This is a genomic window from Aliarcobacter skirrowii CCUG 10374 (genome assembly GCF_003544835.1).
Lineage (GTDB): Bacteria > Campylobacterota > Campylobacteria > Campylobacterales > Arcobacteraceae > Aliarcobacter > Aliarcobacter skirrowii.
Window position 1 is genome coordinate 607,168 of the sequence record NZ_CP032099.1, and the last position, 14,002, is coordinate 621,169.

25 protein-coding genes are annotated in these 14,002 nt (G+C 30.9%); all 25 read left to right on the top strand.

All coding sequences use genetic code 11. The features are described 5' to 3' along the window. The first annotated feature begins 8 nt into the window (after positions 1-8). The 25 genes from rplC to aspS all read left to right on the top strand — a co-directional run bounded on the left by rplC (position 9) and on the right by aspS (position 13,951). The gene (rplC, locus tag ASKIR_RS03230; RefSeq protein WP_066161698.1) at positions 9-584 is read left to right on the top strand and encodes a 50S ribosomal protein L3; all 576 of its coding nucleotides are present in this window, start codon (positions 9-11) and stop codon (positions 582-584) included. Beyond that, the gene (gene rplD / locus ASKIR_RS03235; RefSeq protein WP_066351026.1) at positions 581-1,192 is read left to right on the top strand and encodes a 50S ribosomal protein L4; all 612 of its coding nucleotides are present in this window, start codon (positions 581-583) and stop codon (positions 1,190-1,192) included. The genes rplC and rplD overlap by 4 nt, the downstream gene beginning before the upstream one ends. 1 nt (position 1,193) lies before the next feature. Continuing rightward, on the top strand, positions 1,194-1,475 hold the full coding sequence (locus ASKIR_RS03240) for a 50S ribosomal protein L23 (protein WP_066161694.1): 282 nt from the start codon (positions 1,194-1,196) through the stop codon (positions 1,473-1,475). Between the two features lie 10 nt (positions 1,476-1,485). Continuing rightward, complete coding sequence (rplB, locus tag ASKIR_RS03245; protein WP_066161690.1) at positions 1,486-2,313, top strand: 50S ribosomal protein L2; 828 nt, start codon at positions 1,486-1,488, stop codon at positions 2,311-2,313. Positions 2,314-2,322: 9 nt separating this feature from the next. Then, positions 2,323-2,598, top strand: a complete 276-nt coding sequence (rpsS, locus tag ASKIR_RS03250) for a 30S ribosomal protein S19 (protein ID WP_066161688.1) — start codon at positions 2,323-2,325, stop codon at positions 2,596-2,598. Between the two features lie 2 nt (positions 2,599-2,600). After that, positions 2,601-2,933 carry a 50S ribosomal protein L22 gene (gene rplV / locus ASKIR_RS03255; RefSeq protein ID WP_066161686.1) on the top strand — a complete coding sequence of 111 codons (333 nt, stop codon included), beginning with the start codon at positions 2,601-2,603 and terminating at the stop codon, positions 2,931-2,933. Continuing rightward, positions 2,933-3,637 (top strand): 30S ribosomal protein S3, encoded by a 705-nt coding sequence (gene rpsC, locus ASKIR_RS03260; RefSeq protein ID WP_066161683.1) that lies wholly within the window; start codon positions 2,933-2,935, stop codon positions 3,635-3,637. Before rplV ends, rpsC begins: the two co-directional genes overlap by 1 nt. Positions 3,638-3,639: 2 nt before the next feature. Continuing rightward, a complete protein-coding gene (rplP, locus tag ASKIR_RS03265) occupies positions 3,640-4,065 on the top strand; it encodes a 50S ribosomal protein L16 (protein ID WP_066161682.1) in 426 nt (141 codons plus the stop codon). After that, a complete protein-coding gene (gene rpmC / locus ASKIR_RS03270; RefSeq protein WP_066161680.1) occupies positions 4,052-4,243 on the top strand; it encodes a 50S ribosomal protein L29 in 192 nt (63 codons plus the stop codon). Before rplP ends, rpmC begins: the two co-directional genes overlap by 14 nt. 9 nt (positions 4,244-4,252) lie before the next feature. Further along, positions 4,253-4,504, top strand: coding sequence for a 30S ribosomal protein S17 (gene rpsQ, locus ASKIR_RS03275; RefSeq protein WP_066161677.1), 252 nt, complete (start codon positions 4,253-4,255; stop codon positions 4,502-4,504). Beyond that, complete coding sequence (gene rplN, locus ASKIR_RS03280) at positions 4,504-4,872, top strand: 50S ribosomal protein L14 (protein ID WP_066161675.1); 369 nt, start codon at positions 4,504-4,506, stop codon at positions 4,870-4,872. Before rpsQ ends, rplN begins: the two co-directional genes overlap by 1 nt. Next, on the top strand, positions 4,872-5,108 hold the full coding sequence (gene rplX, locus ASKIR_RS03285) for a 50S ribosomal protein L24 (RefSeq protein ID WP_066351024.1): 237 nt from the start codon (positions 4,872-4,874) through the stop codon (positions 5,106-5,108). The genes rplN and rplX overlap by 1 nt, the downstream gene beginning before the upstream one ends. Positions 5,109-5,111: 3 nt before the next feature. Then, entirely contained in the window at positions 5,112-5,660 is a 549-nt protein-coding gene (gene rplE, locus ASKIR_RS03290; RefSeq protein WP_066161671.1) for a 50S ribosomal protein L5, read from the top strand. Further along, the gene (locus ASKIR_RS03295) at positions 5,660-5,845 is read left to right on the top strand and encodes a type Z 30S ribosomal protein S14 (RefSeq protein WP_066161669.1); all 186 of its coding nucleotides are present in this window, start codon (positions 5,660-5,662) and stop codon (positions 5,843-5,845) included. Before rplE ends, ASKIR_RS03295 begins: the two co-directional genes overlap by 1 nt. A gap of 12 nt (positions 5,846-5,857) precedes the next feature. Next, positions 5,858-6,256, top strand: coding sequence for a 30S ribosomal protein S8 (rpsH, locus tag ASKIR_RS03300; protein ID WP_066161667.1), 399 nt, complete (start codon positions 5,858-5,860; stop codon positions 6,254-6,256). A 9-nt stretch (positions 6,257-6,265) separates the two neighbouring features. Then, positions 6,266-6,802 carry a 50S ribosomal protein L6 gene (gene rplF, locus ASKIR_RS03305; protein WP_066161665.1) on the top strand — a complete coding sequence of 179 codons (537 nt, stop codon included), beginning with the start codon at positions 6,266-6,268 and terminating at the stop codon, positions 6,800-6,802. A 9-nt stretch (positions 6,803-6,811) separates the two neighbouring features. After that, complete coding sequence (gene rplR, locus ASKIR_RS03310; protein ID WP_066161663.1) at positions 6,812-7,171, top strand: 50S ribosomal protein L18; 360 nt, start codon at positions 6,812-6,814, stop codon at positions 7,169-7,171. Between the two features lie 9 nt (positions 7,172-7,180). After that, a complete protein-coding gene (rpsE, locus tag ASKIR_RS03315; RefSeq protein WP_066161661.1) occupies positions 7,181-7,621 on the top strand; it encodes a 30S ribosomal protein S5 in 441 nt (146 codons plus the stop codon). A 4-nt stretch (positions 7,622-7,625) separates the two neighbouring features. Then, on the top strand, positions 7,626-8,024 hold the full coding sequence (gene rplO, locus ASKIR_RS03320; protein WP_066161659.1) for a 50S ribosomal protein L15: 399 nt from the start codon (positions 7,626-7,628) through the stop codon (positions 8,022-8,024). Between the two features lie 2 nt (positions 8,025-8,026). After that, positions 8,027-9,289, top strand: coding sequence for a preprotein translocase subunit SecY (gene secY / locus ASKIR_RS03325; RefSeq protein ID WP_066161657.1), 1,263 nt, complete (start codon positions 8,027-8,029; stop codon positions 9,287-9,289). 2 nt (positions 9,290-9,291) lie between these two features. Beyond that, on the top strand, positions 9,292-10,056 hold the full coding sequence (map, locus tag ASKIR_RS03330) for a type I methionyl aminopeptidase (protein ID WP_066161655.1): 765 nt from the start codon (positions 9,292-9,294) through the stop codon (positions 10,054-10,056). 9 nt (positions 10,057-10,065) lie between these two features. Beyond that, positions 10,066-10,284: a translation initiation factor IF-1 gene (gene infA / locus ASKIR_RS03335; RefSeq protein WP_066161653.1), complete on the top strand. Its 219-nt coding sequence runs from the start codon at positions 10,066-10,068 to the stop codon at positions 10,282-10,284. A 70-nt stretch (positions 10,285-10,354) separates the two neighbouring features. Then, the gene (locus tag ASKIR_RS03340; RefSeq protein ID WP_066351021.1) at positions 10,355-11,023 is read left to right on the top strand and encodes a uracil-DNA glycosylase; all 669 of its coding nucleotides are present in this window, start codon (positions 10,355-10,357) and stop codon (positions 11,021-11,023) included. Further along, on the top strand, positions 11,020-12,156 hold the full coding sequence (locus tag ASKIR_RS03345; RefSeq protein ID WP_115588466.1) for a hypothetical protein: 1,137 nt from the start codon (positions 11,020-11,022) through the stop codon (positions 12,154-12,156). Before ASKIR_RS03340 ends, ASKIR_RS03345 begins: the two co-directional genes overlap by 4 nt. Positions 12,157-12,199: 43 nt before the next feature. Beyond that, the gene (gene aspS, locus ASKIR_RS03350) at positions 12,200-13,951 is read left to right on the top strand and encodes an aspartate--tRNA ligase (protein WP_115588467.1); all 1,752 of its coding nucleotides are present in this window, start codon (positions 12,200-12,202) and stop codon (positions 13,949-13,951) included. Positions 13,952-14,002 lie beyond the last annotated feature (51 nt).

Consider the following 14,002-nt stretch of genomic DNA (forward strand, 5'->3'; position numbering starts at 1 on the left):
AATACAAGATGGAATTTATAGTTCAAAAAATCGGTATGAGTAGAACAGTTTCTGTTCCAAGTACTGCTGTTACACTTTTAAAAGTTCTTGATGCGAAAGTATGTCAAGTTACTGATGGTGTAGCACTAGTATCTTATAGCAATGGTAAAAAATTTAACAAAGCTATTGAGGGGCAACAAAAAAAATATAAACTTTCAAAAGAGTTTAATAGATTTGTAACTCTAAATGTAGCAAACAGTGAAGCTGGAGATTTAGATGTTTCTGGTTTAGGTGAAGCTAAAGTTGTAAAAACTACTTTTAGAACAAAAGGTAGAGGATTCACTGGGGTTGTTAAAAGATGGAATTTTGCTGGTGGAAGAAATGCTCACGGGCATAGAATGGGTAAAAGAACAGGTTCAATTGGTAACTGTGAGTTCCCAGGAAGAGTTCAACCAGGTAAAAAAATGCCAGGACAATACGGAAATACAAATGTATCTGTAAAAAATGAAGTTCTATCATTTGATCAAGAGTCTGGAATCTTAGTTGTAAAAGGTTCAGTTTCTGGTGCAAATGGAACATTAGGTAAAGTAAAGGTTGCTAAATGAGTAAGGCAATAGTATTAAATACAAAATTTGAAAATAGTGGTGAAGTAGTTTTACCAGCTAGTTACGAAGAGATAAATAGACATAACTTATATTTATATGTTAAATCATATTTATCAGCTTTAAGATCAAACACAGCAGCAGCTAAAACAAGAGCTCAAGTAAGCGGTGGTGGTAAAAAACCTAAAGCTCAAAAAGGTTCTGGAGCAGCTAGATGGGGTTCTAAAAGATCACCTCTGTTTGTTGGTGGTGGTGTTATATTTGGTCCTACAAAAAGAAACTATGAGCAAAAAGTAAATAAAAAACAAAAAGCTTTAGCACTTAAATATGCTTTAAATGCACAAGCAAACAATGGTTCACTTTTTGTTGTTGATTCAATTAATCTTGAGTCAGGTAAAACTAAAGATGCGGTTGCAGTTTTAAGTAAATTAAATAAAAGAGATACATTAATTGTTGTTGATTCAATTGATGAGAAAACTTATTTAGCATTTAGAAATCTTAAAAACTGTTATATGATTGAAAAGCAAGAAGTAAATGCTTATTTACTTGCAGTATATCACTCTGTACTAATTGAAAAATCAGTACTAGAAGCATTAACAAAAGAGGCTTAAGATGGCAGATATTACAGATATTAAATCAATTTTATATACAGAAAAAACAATTGAGCTTCAAGAAAATGGTGTTATTGTTGTTCAAACAAGTCCAAGAATGACAAAAACTAGTTTAAAAGAGGTGTTTAAAGAGTATTTTGGAGTAACTCCAACAAAAATTAACTCTTTAAGACAAGATGGTAAAGTTAAAAGATTTAGAGGAAAACTTGGAAAAAGAGTTGACTTTAAAAAATTCTATGTAACGCTACCTGAGGGCGCAGCTATTGCGAACCTATCAGCATAAGGAGTAAATAATGTCAATTAAAAAATTTAGACCAATCACTCCTGCTAGAAGATTTATGTCAGTTATTGAGAGTTCTGATATTACTTCAAAACCAACAGTAAAATCTTTACTTGTAAGAGTAAAAGCAAATGCTGGTAGAAATAATAATGGAAGAATTACATCAAGACACAAAGAAGCAGGTGCAAAAAAACTTTATAGAATTATTGATTTCAAAAGAGATAAATTTGGAATTGAAGGTACAATTGCTACTGTTGAGTATGACCCATACAGAAACTGCAGAATCTGCTTAGTTTCTTATGTTGATGGAGATAAAAGATATATTATTCAACCTTCAGGTATGAAAGTTGGAGATAAAGTACAATCTGCTATTTCTGGACTTGATATTTTACCAGGTAATGCAATGCAATTAGCAAGTATTCCTGTTGGAACAATGGTTCATAATATTGAGTTAAAACCTGGAAAAGGTGCACAATTTGCTAGATCTGCTGGTGGATATGCACAAATTATGGGAAGAGAAGATAAATATGTTATCTTAAGATTACCATCAGGTGAGATGAGAAAAATCCTTGGAGTTTGTATGGCTACAATTGGTGTAGTTGGAAACGAGGATTATATAAATATGGTTGTTGGTAAAGCTGGAAGAAATAGACACCTTGGAATTAGACCTCAAACAAGAGGATCTGCAATGAACCCTATTGATCACCCACACGGTGGAGGGGAAGGTAAAACTAACTCTGGAAGACACCCTGTTACTCCATGGGGTATGCCAACTAAAGGTTATAAAACTAGAAAGAAAAAAGCTAGTGATAAACTAATCATTTCAAGAAGAAAGAAGTAAGGGTTTAAGATGGCAAGATCAGTAAAAAAAGGACCTTTTGTAGATTCACACTTAATGAAAAAAGTAGTGGCTGCTAATAGTTCAAAAGATAAAAAACCAATTAAAACATGGTCAAGAAGATCAACAATTCTTCCAGATATGATTGGTATAACATTTAATGTACATAATGGTAGAAACTTTGTTCCTGTAAATATTACAGAGAACCATGTTGGATATAAATTAGGTGAGTTTGCACCAACTAGAACATTCAAGGGCCATAAAGGTTCTGTTCAAAGAAAGGCATAATAATGGCAAGAGCAATATTAAAATTTATTAGAGTTTCTCCTATTAAAGCTAGATTAATTGCAAAAGAAGTTCAAGGTATGAATGCAGAGTATGCTATTGCATCTTTACAATTTACACCAAACAAAGCAGCTGCAATTATTAAAAAAGTTATAGCTTCAGCTGTTGCAAACTCTGGTTTAGATCCAGTAGATGCAGTTATTACAAGTGCTAGAGTAGATAAAGGACCAGTTCTTAAAAGATTTACTCCAAGAGCAAGAGGTTCAGCTTCTCCAAAGCATAAACCAACAGCACATATCATGATTGAAGTAGCAGCATCTACAAAAGGAGACAAGTAATGGGTCAAAAAGTTAATCCAATAGGTTTAAGATTAGGAATTAATAGAAACTGGGAATCAAGATGGTTTCCAAAATTTGAAACAATGCCTGCAAATGTAGCAGAAGATGACAAAATTAGAAAATTTGTTAAAAAAGAGTTATATTATGCTGGAATTGCTCAAACAGTTATTGAAAGAACTGCAAAAAAAGTAAGAGTTACAGTTGTTGCTGCAAGACCTGGAATTATCATTGGTAAAAAAGGTGCAGATGTTGAGAAATTAAAAGATTCTTTATCAAAACTTGTTGGTAAAGAGATTGCAGTTAATATTAAAGAGGAAAGAAAACCTCAAATTTCTGCTCTTTTATCAGCTGAAAATGTTGCTCAACAGTTAGAAAGAAGGGTTGCATTTAGAAGAGCTATGAAAAGAGTTATGCAAAATGCACTAAAAAGTGGAGCAAAAGGTATTAAAGTATCTGTTTCTGGAAGACTTGGTGGAGCTGAAATGGCAAGAACTGAGTGGTATTTAGAAGGAAGAGTTCCATTACATACTTTAAGAGCAAGAATTGATTATGGTTTTGCTGAAGCTCATACAGCTTATGGTTGTATTGGTATTAAAGTTTGGATATTCAAAGGTGAAGTTCTTGCAAAAGGAATTCCAGCTGAGAAATCTGAATCAACTGAGTCTAAACCAAAAAGAAGACCAGCAAAGAAAAGAGGTAAATAATTATGTTAATGCCTAAAAGAACAAAATTTAGAAAAATGATGAAAGGAAGAAATCGAGGTGAAGCTCACAGAGGTAACTCTTTAGCTTACGGAGATTTTGGAATTAAAGCAGTTGAACACGGAAGAGTAGATTCAAGACAAATCGAAGCTTCTAGGGTTGCAATGACAAGAAAAGTAAAAAGACAAGCAAAAGTATGGATTATGGTGTTCCCTGACAAACCACTTACTGCAAAACCATTAGAAACAAGAATGGGTAAAGGTAAAGGTTCAGTTGATAAATGGGTAATGAATATTAAGCCAGGAAGAGTATGTTTTGAAATGGCTGGAGTAGATGAAGATTTAGCAAGAGAAGCTTTAGCTTTAGCTATGCATAAACTACCATTTAAAACTAAATTTGTAACAAGAGATAGCGAAAATGAACTATACTGATATTAAAGATAAAAGCTTGAGCGAATTACAAGCGTTATTAAAAGAGAAAAAGGTGCTTCTTTTTGAATTAAAAGCTAAGCTAAAAACTATGCAGTTAACAAATACATCTGAGTTAAGAGTAGCAAAAAAAGATATTGCTAGAATTCAGACTGCTATTACAGCTGTTAAAGCTAACTAAGGATCTAGTATGTCACATAAAAGAGAGATTCAAGGTGTAGTAGTAAAAAGATCAGGAGATAAAACAGCTTCTGTTTTAGTAACTAGATCTGTTTTACACCCAAAATATCACAAAACTGTTAAAAGATTTAAAAAATATTTAATTCATGATGAAAAAAATGAGTTAAATGAAGGTGATACTGTTATTGCAGTTGAGTGTAGACCGTTGTCAAAAACTAAATCTTTTAGACTTAAGACAATAGTTGCTACAGGAGTTAAATAATGATTCAAAGTTTTACAAGATTAAATGTAGCTGATAATACTGGTGCTAAAGAGATTATGTGTATCAAAGTTTTAGGTGGTTCTAAAAGAAGATATGCAACTGTTGGAGATGTAATTGTAGCTTCTGTTAAGAAAGCTCTACCAACTGGAAGAATCAAAAAAGGTCAAGTAGTAAAAGCGGTAATTGTACGAACTCACAAAGAGGTACAAAGAGAGAATGGTTCATTAATTAGATTTGATGATAATGCAGCTGTTATTTTAGATGCTAAAAGAGAGCCTATTGGAACAAGAATTTTTGGACCAGTTGCCAGAGAAGTTAGATATTCAGGATTTATGAAAATCGTTTCACTTGCACCGGAGGTATTATAATGGCTATTAAATTAAAAATTAAAAAAGGTGATATGGTTAAAATCATCGCTGGTGATGATAAAGGTAAAACTGGAGAAGTTTTACAAGTATTACCAAAAAAGAACAAAGTAATTGTTAAAGATTGCAAAGTTGCTAAAAAAACTGTTAAACCAGACCAAGAGAAAAATCCAGATGGTGGATTTATAAATAAAGAGATGCCAATTGATATTTCAAATGTGGCAAAAGTGGAAGGGTAAAATATGGCATCAAGATTATTAGAAAAATATAAAGCTGAGATTAAACCAGTTCTTGAAACAGAGTTTGCTAAAAACAAAACTTTAACAGCTAAAGTTGAGAAAGTTGTTATCTCTGTTGGTGCTGGTGAAGCTATGAAAGATACTAAATTAATCCAAAATATTCAAGATACAATCTCTTTAATTGCTGGACAAAGAGCGGTTAAAGTTATTGCTAAAAAATCTGTTGCTGGATTTAAAGTAAGAGAAGGAATGCCTGTTGGAGTTAAAGTAACATTAAGAGGTGAAAATATGTATCACTTCTTAGATAAGCTTTGTAATATTGCATTACCAAGAGTAAAAGATTTCAGAGGTGTAAATAAAAATGGATTTGATGGAAGAGGAAACTTTAACTTTGGACTTGATGAACAATTGATGTTCCCAGAAGTAGTTTATGATAACATCATTAAAACACATGGAATGAATATCTCTATTGCTACAACTGCAACTTCTGATGCAGAAGCTTATAGACTATTAGAGTTAATTGGAATTCCATTTACTAAAGGAAGAGCGTAATGGCAAAAAAATCTATGATCGCTAAACAAAAAAGAACACCTAAGTTTGCTGTAAGAGCATACACAAGATGTTCTGTTTGTGGAAGACCTCACTCAGTTTATAAAGATTTTGGTCTATGTAGAGTTTGTTTAAGAAAAATGGCTAACGAAGGTTTATTACCTGGTGTTAGAAAAGCTAGTTGGTAGGAGAAAAAAGCTATGATGAATGATTTAATCGCAGATGCTTTAACTAGAATTAGAAATGCTTCTATGAGAAGATTAGAAGTTACAACACTATTACACTCTAACACAGTTGCTGGTGTAGTAAATGTACTTTTACAAAAAGAGTATATTTCTGGTTTTAAAGTTATTGATGGACAAAATAATAAAAAGACAATTCAAGTTGAATTAAAATATGATGATAAAGAGAAATCAGCAATTAACGAAATTGTAAGAGTTTCAAAACCAGGAAGAAGAGTTTATAAACCAGCTTCAGAAATTAAAAATTTCAAAAACGGATACGGTACTATTATCCTTTCAACAAACAAAGGTATCATTGCTAACGATGAAGCATATGCTGCTAATGTTGGTGGTGAAGTACTTTGTACTGTTTGGTAGGAGGGTGTAATGTCTAGAATTGGTAAAAAACCTATCGCAATTCCTGCTGGAATTGAAGTAACAATAGATGGAACACTTATTAGTGTTAAAAAAGGAAACAATGTTTCAACAGTTGAAACTCATGGAAGAGTTTATGCAAAAATTGAAGATAATCAAGTAGTTCTTTCAAAAGTTGGTGAGACAAAAGAATCAGCAGCTTTCTGGGGAACTTATAGAGCATTAACTGCAAATGCAATTAATGGTCTTCATGAAGGATTTACTAAAACTTTAGAAATCAATGGAGTTGGATATAAAGCAGCTGTAAAAGGTAATGTTTTAGAGTTAATTTTAGGTTATTCTCATCCAATTAATTTTGAAATTGCTAAAGGTTTAGATATCTCTGTTGAGAAAAATATCATTACTGTTAAAGGTGCAGATAAACAACAAGTTGGTCAAGCTGCTGCAATTATTAGAGGCTTTAGAAAACCAGAACCATACAAAGGTAAAGGTGTTAAGTATACTGATGAAAGAATCATCAGAAAAGCTGGAAAAACGGCTAAGAAGTAAGGTGTAACTATGAGTAGAGAAAAAGATTTAGCAAAAAAAATTGCTTTAAGAATTAAAAGAAAAAAGAGAGTTAGAGCTACTATTTCTGGTACAGCAGATAAACCAAGAGTATCGATTTTTAAATCTAACAAATACATTAGTGCACAAGCTATAAATGATGTTGAAGGTAGAACTTTAGCAGCAATTAGCTCTCAAGCTATGGGTTTAAGTGGAAATAAAGAGAATGCTTCTAAAGTTGCAGCTGAGTTTGCTTCTAAATTAAAAGCAGCTGGTATAGAAGCTGTTGTTTATGATAGAAACGGGTATCTTTATCATGGTGTTGTTGCAGCATTTGCTGACGCATTAAGAGAAAATGGTATTAAATTATAAGGATTAATGATGGCAGTAAATAGAGAAGAATTTCAAGAAGCAATCGTTAAAATCGGAAGAGTAACAAAAGTTGTAAAAGGTGGAAGAAGATTCAGATTTACAGCTTTAGTTGTTGTTGGAGATAAAAACGGTACAGTTGGGTTTGGAACAGGAAAAGCAAAAGAGGTTCCAGATGCAATTAAAAAAGCTTTAGATGATGCATTTAAAAGCTTAGTTACGGTTTCTATTAAAGGAACTACAATAGCACATGATATTGAACACAAGTATAATGCAAGTAAAATATTATTAAGACCAGCTTCTGAGGGAACTGGGTTAATCGCTGGAGGAGCTGCAAGACCTGTTCTTGAGCTTGCTGGATTAAAAGATATTATTGCAAAATCTTTAGGTTCAAATAATCCAAATAACCTTGTACAAGCTACTGTTGAAGCATTATCAAGAATAAAAGGATAAGAATATGTTATTAGAAAATTTAAAACCTGCTTGTGGTAGCACAAAAGCGGCTAAAAGAAAAGGTAGAGGACAAGGAAGCGGTAACGGTAAAACTGCTGGTAAAGGTAACAAAGGTCAAAAAGCTAGATCTGGTTACAATGTAAAAAGAGGTTTTGAAGGTGGTCAACAACCACTTTCAAGAAGACTTCCAAAAGTAGGATTTACTTCAAGAGTAGTTAAACCTTATTCATTAAATGTAGATAAAATAACTGCAGTTGCTGAATTACCAGAGATTACACTTGAAACTATTAAAAGTGTATATAAATTATCAAGAACTGTTGAAAAAGTAAAACTTATTGGTTCAACAGCTAAAAATTTAAGTGCAAAAATAAAAGACGAAAACGTTACAACTACTGGAAATTAATTATGAGTAAAGATCTAGTAAATAAGATTCTTATTACATTAGGCTTTATTTTTCTTTACAGATTACTGGCATACGTGCCAGTACCTGGAGTTAATATTGATGTAGTTAAAGAGTTCTTTGATTCAAATGCAGATAATGCATTAGGATTAGTTAATATGTTTAGTGGTAATGCAGTTGAGAGATTGAGTATTATTTCACTAGGAATTATGCCTTACATTACAGCTTCTATTATTATGGAGCTTCTAGCAGCAACTTTTCCATCGCTTGGAAAACTTAAAAAAGAGCGAGATGGAATGCAAAAATATATGCAAATCATTAGATATACAACTATTGTTATTACTTTAATACAATCAATTGGAGTATCAATTGGATTAAACTCTTTAACTGGTCAAAACGGTCAAACAGCAATATCTATTGATATGAATACATTTATAGCAGTTTCAGCTATTTCAATGTTAACTGGAACAATGCTTCTAATGTGGATTGGAGAGCAAATAACTCAAAGAGGTATTGGAAATGGTATATCACTGATTATCTTTGCAGGTATAGTTTCTGCAATTCCAAGTGCTATTGGTGGAACAGTTGAGTTAGTAAACAACGGTCAAATGAGTATTTTAACTGTTATTGGTATTTTACTTGTAATTTTAGCAACAGTTGGAGCTATTATTTATGTTGAACTAGGAGAGAGAAGAGTTCCTGTTTCATACTCAAGAAAAGTAGTTATGCAAAATCAGAATAAAAGAATAATGAACTATATTCCAATTAAAGTAAATTTAAGTGGAGTTATTCCAGCAATTTTTGCAAGTGCGATTTTAATGTTCCCAGCAACTGTATTACAGGGTTCACAAAATCCTTATTTAGTGACAATTGCTGATTATTTAAATCCTAGTTCTTATACTTTTAACCTATTTATGTTTTTATTTGTAGTTTTCTTTGCATTCTTTTATGCATCAATTACATTTAATGCAAAAGATATTAGTGAAAATTTAAAAAGACAAGGTGGATTCATTCCTGGAATTAGACCAGGAGAGGGAACAGCTGGTTATTTAAATGATGTAGCTGGTAGATTAACATTTTGGGGAGCTATTTATCTTGGATTAATTTCAACACTTCCTTGGTTAGTTGTAAAAGCTATGGGAGTACCATTTTATTTTGGTGGTGTTTCAGTTTTAATCGTAGTTCAGGTTGCTATTGATACTATGAGAAAAATAGAGGCTCAACAATACTCAAATAAATATCAAACTCTAAGTGCGGTTGGACTATAAAAATGTCTATCGCTCTTAGAAAACCAAATGAGATTGAAAAACTTTATATTGCAAATCAAGCAGTTGCTAAAACATTAAAATATCTTGAAGAGAATGTAAAAGCAGGTATGACTTTAAAAGAGGTTGATGCTATGGGCGAAAAAGTAATTAAAAGCCTAGGAGCAAGAGCTGCTTTTAAAGGACTTTATGGATTTCCAAATGCAGTTTGTACTTCATTAAATGAGGTTATAATTCATGGAATTCCATCTGATACTGTTTTAAAAGAGGGAGATATTTTAGGTCTTGATATTGGAACAGAAGTTGATGGTTGGTATGGTGATAGTGCAATTACTATGCCAATTGGAAAGATTTCAAAAGAAGATGAGAAATTAATTGCTTGTGCTAAAGATGCTTTATATTATGCAATTGAAATTATTGAAGAGGGCATGAGATTTAAAGAACTATCAAAAGCAATAGAAGATTTTATAGTTGCTAGAGGATTTGTTCCATTGATTCGATTTTGTGGACACGGAATTGGAAGAAAACCACATGAAGATCCTGAAATTCCTAATTACTTGGAACACGGAAATGCAAAATCTGGACCAAAAATAAAAAATGGTATGGTTTTTTGTATTGAACCTATGATTTGTCAGAAAGATAGAAATCCAGTTATTTTAGATAATGGTTGGGATGTTGTATCTGCTGATGGTTTAAGAGGTAGCCATTATGAGCATACAGTTGCTGTTGTTGATGGACGAGCAGTTATTTTAAGTAAGATAGAAGATTAAAGGAAAAATGTGGCAAAAGATGATGTAATCGTAATTGATGGAAAAGTTATAGAGGCTTTACCAAATGCAATGTTTAGAGTACAGTTAGATAATGGACATATAGTTTTGTGTCATATCTCAGGAAAGATGAGAATGCACTATATAAAAATATTACCAAATGATACTGTAACAGTAGAAATTACGCCTTATTCACTTGATAAAGGCAGAATAGTACATAGAAAAAAATAGTTAAATGAAGCTTTAATGCTTCATTTAATACTTCAATCAACACTAAAGTAAATTTTTAGTAAAATCCCATATGACAAAAACAAAAAAAGCAGAAATTTTAAGATATTTACACAGTTTAAAACTTTTTGGGTTTAATTATGCTCAGGATATAGTTTTACAAAAGAGTTCATCTTGTGATTCTACTCTTTCTTCTGATATTAATGAACTTAAAGCAAGAGTTGAGAATTGTCATTTATGTGAACTTTCAAAAAGTAGAAAAAATCCTCTTTTTTCGTATGGAAATTTAAATAGTAAAATAGTTTTTATTTGTGATGAACCAACAAAAAGTGAAGATGAGCTAGGTTCATTTTATTCAGGTATTAGTGGTGATATGTTACTTAATATGATAGAAAAAGTTTTAAAACTAAAAAAAGAGGATGTCTATATTACTACATTGGTAAAATGTAGAGGAAGAAGTGAAGCTACTATTGAAAATTTTGATAGTTGTAGTTGTTACTTATTTAGGCAATTAGATATTGTAAAACCAAAAATTATTGTTGCTTTTGGAGAGAGAGTTTTTAGTTATTTATTAAAAGATGGTGAAGATTTTTCTCAAAAAAGAGGAGAAATTTTAAATTTTAATAAATCTTTATTCATAGGAACTTATTCAACAACTTTTTTATTAAAGAATCCATCTTTTAAAAAAGAGGCATTTGAAGATTTATTAAAAATTAAAAAATTGTATGAGGAGATAAATTGAAGTATTTAATTAATATTTTATTTGTAGCATTTTTATTTGTAGGGTGTTATCAAAAACAAGTTGTAGATTTAAAAACAGAAGATACTCCAATAGAGATTAAAGATTCAAATATTGAGATAATTAAACCAATTGATTCAATAATACAAGAGGAGATAATTGATCCTTTTGAAAAAAAAGATAGCTCTTATTACTTTAATCCAAAAAATAACAAAATAAATGTAGCACTTATCTATCCATCACAATTAGTTGGCAGATATGCTAAGAGCTCTATAAATACTATTTTGGGATATCTAAATTTTATAGATGAAAAATATAATCTTATAGCTATAGATACTCTTGATGAGAGTTTAGAAAATATGCAAAGAGTTATGGATGAGCTAGAAGATTTAGAGATTAAAAATGTAGTAGCTCTATTTACACCTGAGAGTGTAAATAATTTAAAAGAGATTAAAATTGATAACTTTAAAATATATTTTCCTTTAATTGAGAAAAAAGAGTATGTTTTAGGTGATGAAAATTTAGTTTTAAGTGAAAATACTGTTTTTGGTGCAATATCTTATAGTGAACAGTTGAAAAAGCTAAGTCAATATAGTGATTCAGATAATGTACTTTTTTATCTAGATACTTATTTAGGAAATAAATTAAAACATAGTTATGATGAGTTAAATATAACTACATCTATTCAAAAAGATATAAAAAGAACAGATACAAACTTTAAAAATATTGTAAAAGATGATAGATTAAATGATAGTTTTATATTTTTAAACTTGGATATTGTAAAGAGCTCTTTAATACTCTCTCAACTTAGAGCAAATGAGATAGATCCAAAAATTATATTTGCAACGCAAGTTTTATATGATCCAATTTTAATGACTCTAACTCAAGATAAAGATAGAGAGAGACTTTTAATAGCAAACTCTATAGATAGAGTTTCAAGTGAGTTAAAAGATAATATTTCAAATTTTGGTGGAAATATTAGTTATGAGTGGGTAGATTATTCAACATTAGTTGGAGTAAACTATTTACTTAAAGGTAATAATGAAATTGTTTCAACAAAAGTTGAAAATAATCAAGCTATATATATTCCAAAATTGTATATTAGTACAGCTTTTGGATTTGTAGAAATTAAGTAGGTTTTAGATAAAATCGCCAATTATTTAGGAAAAAGGATTAATTTTGAGAACACATTATTGTAGTAGTGTAAGAGAAAATTTAATAGGAGAAAAAGTAACAGTAGCTGGATGGGTTAATAGCAGACGAGACCACGGTGGGATTATTTTTATAGATTTAAGAGATAAAAGTGGTTTAGTTCAACTTGTTGCTGATCCACAAGATTGTAAAGATGCCTTAGCAGTTGCTGAAACTGTAAGAGATGAGTATGTTTTAATTGCAACTGGAACTGTAAGAGCAAGAGGTGAAGGGTTAGAAAATCCAAACTTAGAGACTGGAAAAATTGAGATTATTTTAGAGAATCTTATTATTGAAAATAGAAGCAAAGCTATGCCTTTTGATATAAATGATGAGAAAGTAAATGATGAGATAAAACTAAGAAATAGATTTTTAGAGCTTAGAAGTAAAAAATCCTTTGATATTTTCCAATTAAGAAGTAAAGCTACTATTCAAGCTAGAAATACACTTGATGAGTTAGGATTTTTAGATGTTGAAACTCCAATTTTAACAAAATCAACTCCAGAGGGTGCAAGAGATTATTTAGTTCCATCAAGAGTTCATGCAGGTGAGTTTTATGCACTTCCTCAATCTCCACAGTTGTTTAAACAACTTTTAATGGTTGCTGGATTTGATAGATATTTTCAAATTGCAAAATGTTTTAGAGATGAAGATTTAAGAGCAGATAGACAACCTGAATTTACTCAAATAGATGTTGAGATGAGTTTTTGTACTCAAGAGGATGTTATAGCTGTTGCTGAGAAATTAATCTATGATATATTTACAAAATGTGGTAAAAAAATTCCATCATCTTTTAGAAGAATGAAATATAGTGAAGCAATGGAGAGTTACGGTAGTGATAAACCTGATTTAAGATTTGATATGCCTTTAATTGATGTTATTGATATTTTTGAAAAATCAACAAATGAAATATTTACAGATATTGCAAAAGATAAAAAGAATAATAGAATTAAAGCATTAAGATGTCCAAATGGGGATAATATCTTCTCAAAAAGACAGATGAAAGGTTTTGAAGATTATGTAAGAAAATTTGGAGCAAAAGGGCTTGGATATTTCCAAATGAAAGAAGATGGACTTAAAGGTCCACTTACAAAATTCTTTAGTGAAGCTGATTTAGAAGAGATTGTAAAAGTTACAAATCTTGAAGTTGGAGATGTAGTGTTCTTTGGAGCAGGAGATAAAAAAACTGTTTGGGATTATATGGGAAGATTTAGATTATTTTTAGCTAATGAGATGAATATTATTCCAAAAGATTCTTATGAGTTTTTATGGGTTGTTGATTTCCCTATGTTTGAAGTTGAAGATGGAAGAACAAAAGCACTTCACCATCCATTTACAATGCCAAAAGATTTAAACAAAGAGGATTTAGAAGAGATTGAATCAATTGCTTATGATATTGTTTTAAATGGAACAGAACTTGGTGGTGGAAGTATAAGAATTCACAAAGAAGAGATTCAAAGTAAAGTATTTGAACTAATGGGAATTAGTCAAGAGGAAGCAAAAGAGAAGTTTGGATTCTTGCTTGATGCTTTACAATATGGAGCACCAAGCCATGGAGGATTTGCATTAGGTCTTGATAGAATGATAATGTTACTTGCTGGAACTGATTCAATAAGAGATGTTATAGCATTCCCTAAAACTCAAAAAGCTCAATGTCTATTAACTCAAGCTCCATCAAGCGTTGATGAAGCTCAATTAAAAGAGTTACATATTCGTGTGAGAAAAAGTGTAGAAAGCTAATTTTAGCTTTTTACATACAAAATAAATCTCTTAAAACAATCTTCCTAAAAA

What these genes read in the sequence shown, in the direction of transcription:
- rplC (WP_066161698.1), top strand. Translation starts at nt 9, where the DNA reads ATGGAATTTATAGTTCAAAAAATCGGTATGAGTAGAACAGTTTCTGTT.
- rplD (WP_066351026.1), top strand. Translation starts at nt 581, where the DNA reads ATGAGTAAGGCAATAGTATTAAATACAAAATTTGAAAATAGTGGTGAA.
- ASKIR_RS03240 (WP_066161694.1), top strand. Translation starts at nt 1,194, where the DNA reads ATGGCAGATATTACAGATATTAAATCAATTTTATATACAGAAAAAACA.
- rplB (WP_066161690.1), top strand. Translation starts at nt 1,486, where the DNA reads ATGTCAATTAAAAAATTTAGACCAATCACTCCTGCTAGAAGATTTATG.
- rpsS (WP_066161688.1), top strand. Translation starts at nt 2,323, where the DNA reads ATGGCAAGATCAGTAAAAAAAGGACCTTTTGTAGATTCACACTTAATG.
- rplV (WP_066161686.1), top strand. Translation starts at nt 2,601, where the DNA reads ATGGCAAGAGCAATATTAAAATTTATTAGAGTTTCTCCTATTAAAGCT.
- rpsC (WP_066161683.1), top strand. Translation starts at nt 2,933, where the DNA reads ATGGGTCAAAAAGTTAATCCAATAGGTTTAAGATTAGGAATTAATAGA.
- rplP (WP_066161682.1), top strand. Translation starts at nt 3,640, where the DNA reads ATGTTAATGCCTAAAAGAACAAAATTTAGAAAAATGATGAAAGGAAGA.
- rpmC (WP_066161680.1), top strand. Translation starts at nt 4,052, where the DNA reads ATGAACTATACTGATATTAAAGATAAAAGCTTGAGCGAATTACAAGCG.
- rpsQ (WP_066161677.1), top strand. Translation starts at nt 4,253, where the DNA reads ATGTCACATAAAAGAGAGATTCAAGGTGTAGTAGTAAAAAGATCAGGA.
- rplN (WP_066161675.1), top strand. Translation starts at nt 4,504, where the DNA reads ATGATTCAAAGTTTTACAAGATTAAATGTAGCTGATAATACTGGTGCT.
- rplX (WP_066351024.1), top strand. Translation starts at nt 4,872, where the DNA reads ATGGCTATTAAATTAAAAATTAAAAAAGGTGATATGGTTAAAATCATC.
- rplE (WP_066161671.1), top strand. Translation starts at nt 5,112, where the DNA reads ATGGCATCAAGATTATTAGAAAAATATAAAGCTGAGATTAAACCAGTT.
- ASKIR_RS03295 (WP_066161669.1), top strand. Translation starts at nt 5,660, where the DNA reads ATGGCAAAAAAATCTATGATCGCTAAACAAAAAAGAACACCTAAGTTT.
- rpsH (WP_066161667.1), top strand. Translation starts at nt 5,858, where the DNA reads ATGATGAATGATTTAATCGCAGATGCTTTAACTAGAATTAGAAATGCT.
- rplF (WP_066161665.1), top strand. Translation starts at nt 6,266, where the DNA reads ATGTCTAGAATTGGTAAAAAACCTATCGCAATTCCTGCTGGAATTGAA.
- rplR (WP_066161663.1), top strand. Translation starts at nt 6,812, where the DNA reads ATGAGTAGAGAAAAAGATTTAGCAAAAAAAATTGCTTTAAGAATTAAA.
- rpsE (WP_066161661.1), top strand. Translation starts at nt 7,181, where the DNA reads ATGGCAGTAAATAGAGAAGAATTTCAAGAAGCAATCGTTAAAATCGGA.
- rplO (WP_066161659.1), top strand. Translation starts at nt 7,626, where the DNA reads ATGTTATTAGAAAATTTAAAACCTGCTTGTGGTAGCACAAAAGCGGCT.
- secY (WP_066161657.1), top strand. Translation starts at nt 8,027, where the DNA reads ATGAGTAAAGATCTAGTAAATAAGATTCTTATTACATTAGGCTTTATT.
- map (WP_066161655.1), top strand. Translation starts at nt 9,292, where the DNA reads ATGTCTATCGCTCTTAGAAAACCAAATGAGATTGAAAAACTTTATATT.
- ASKIR_RS03340 (WP_066351021.1), top strand. Translation starts at nt 10,355, where the DNA reads ATGACAAAAACAAAAAAAGCAGAAATTTTAAGATATTTACACAGTTTA.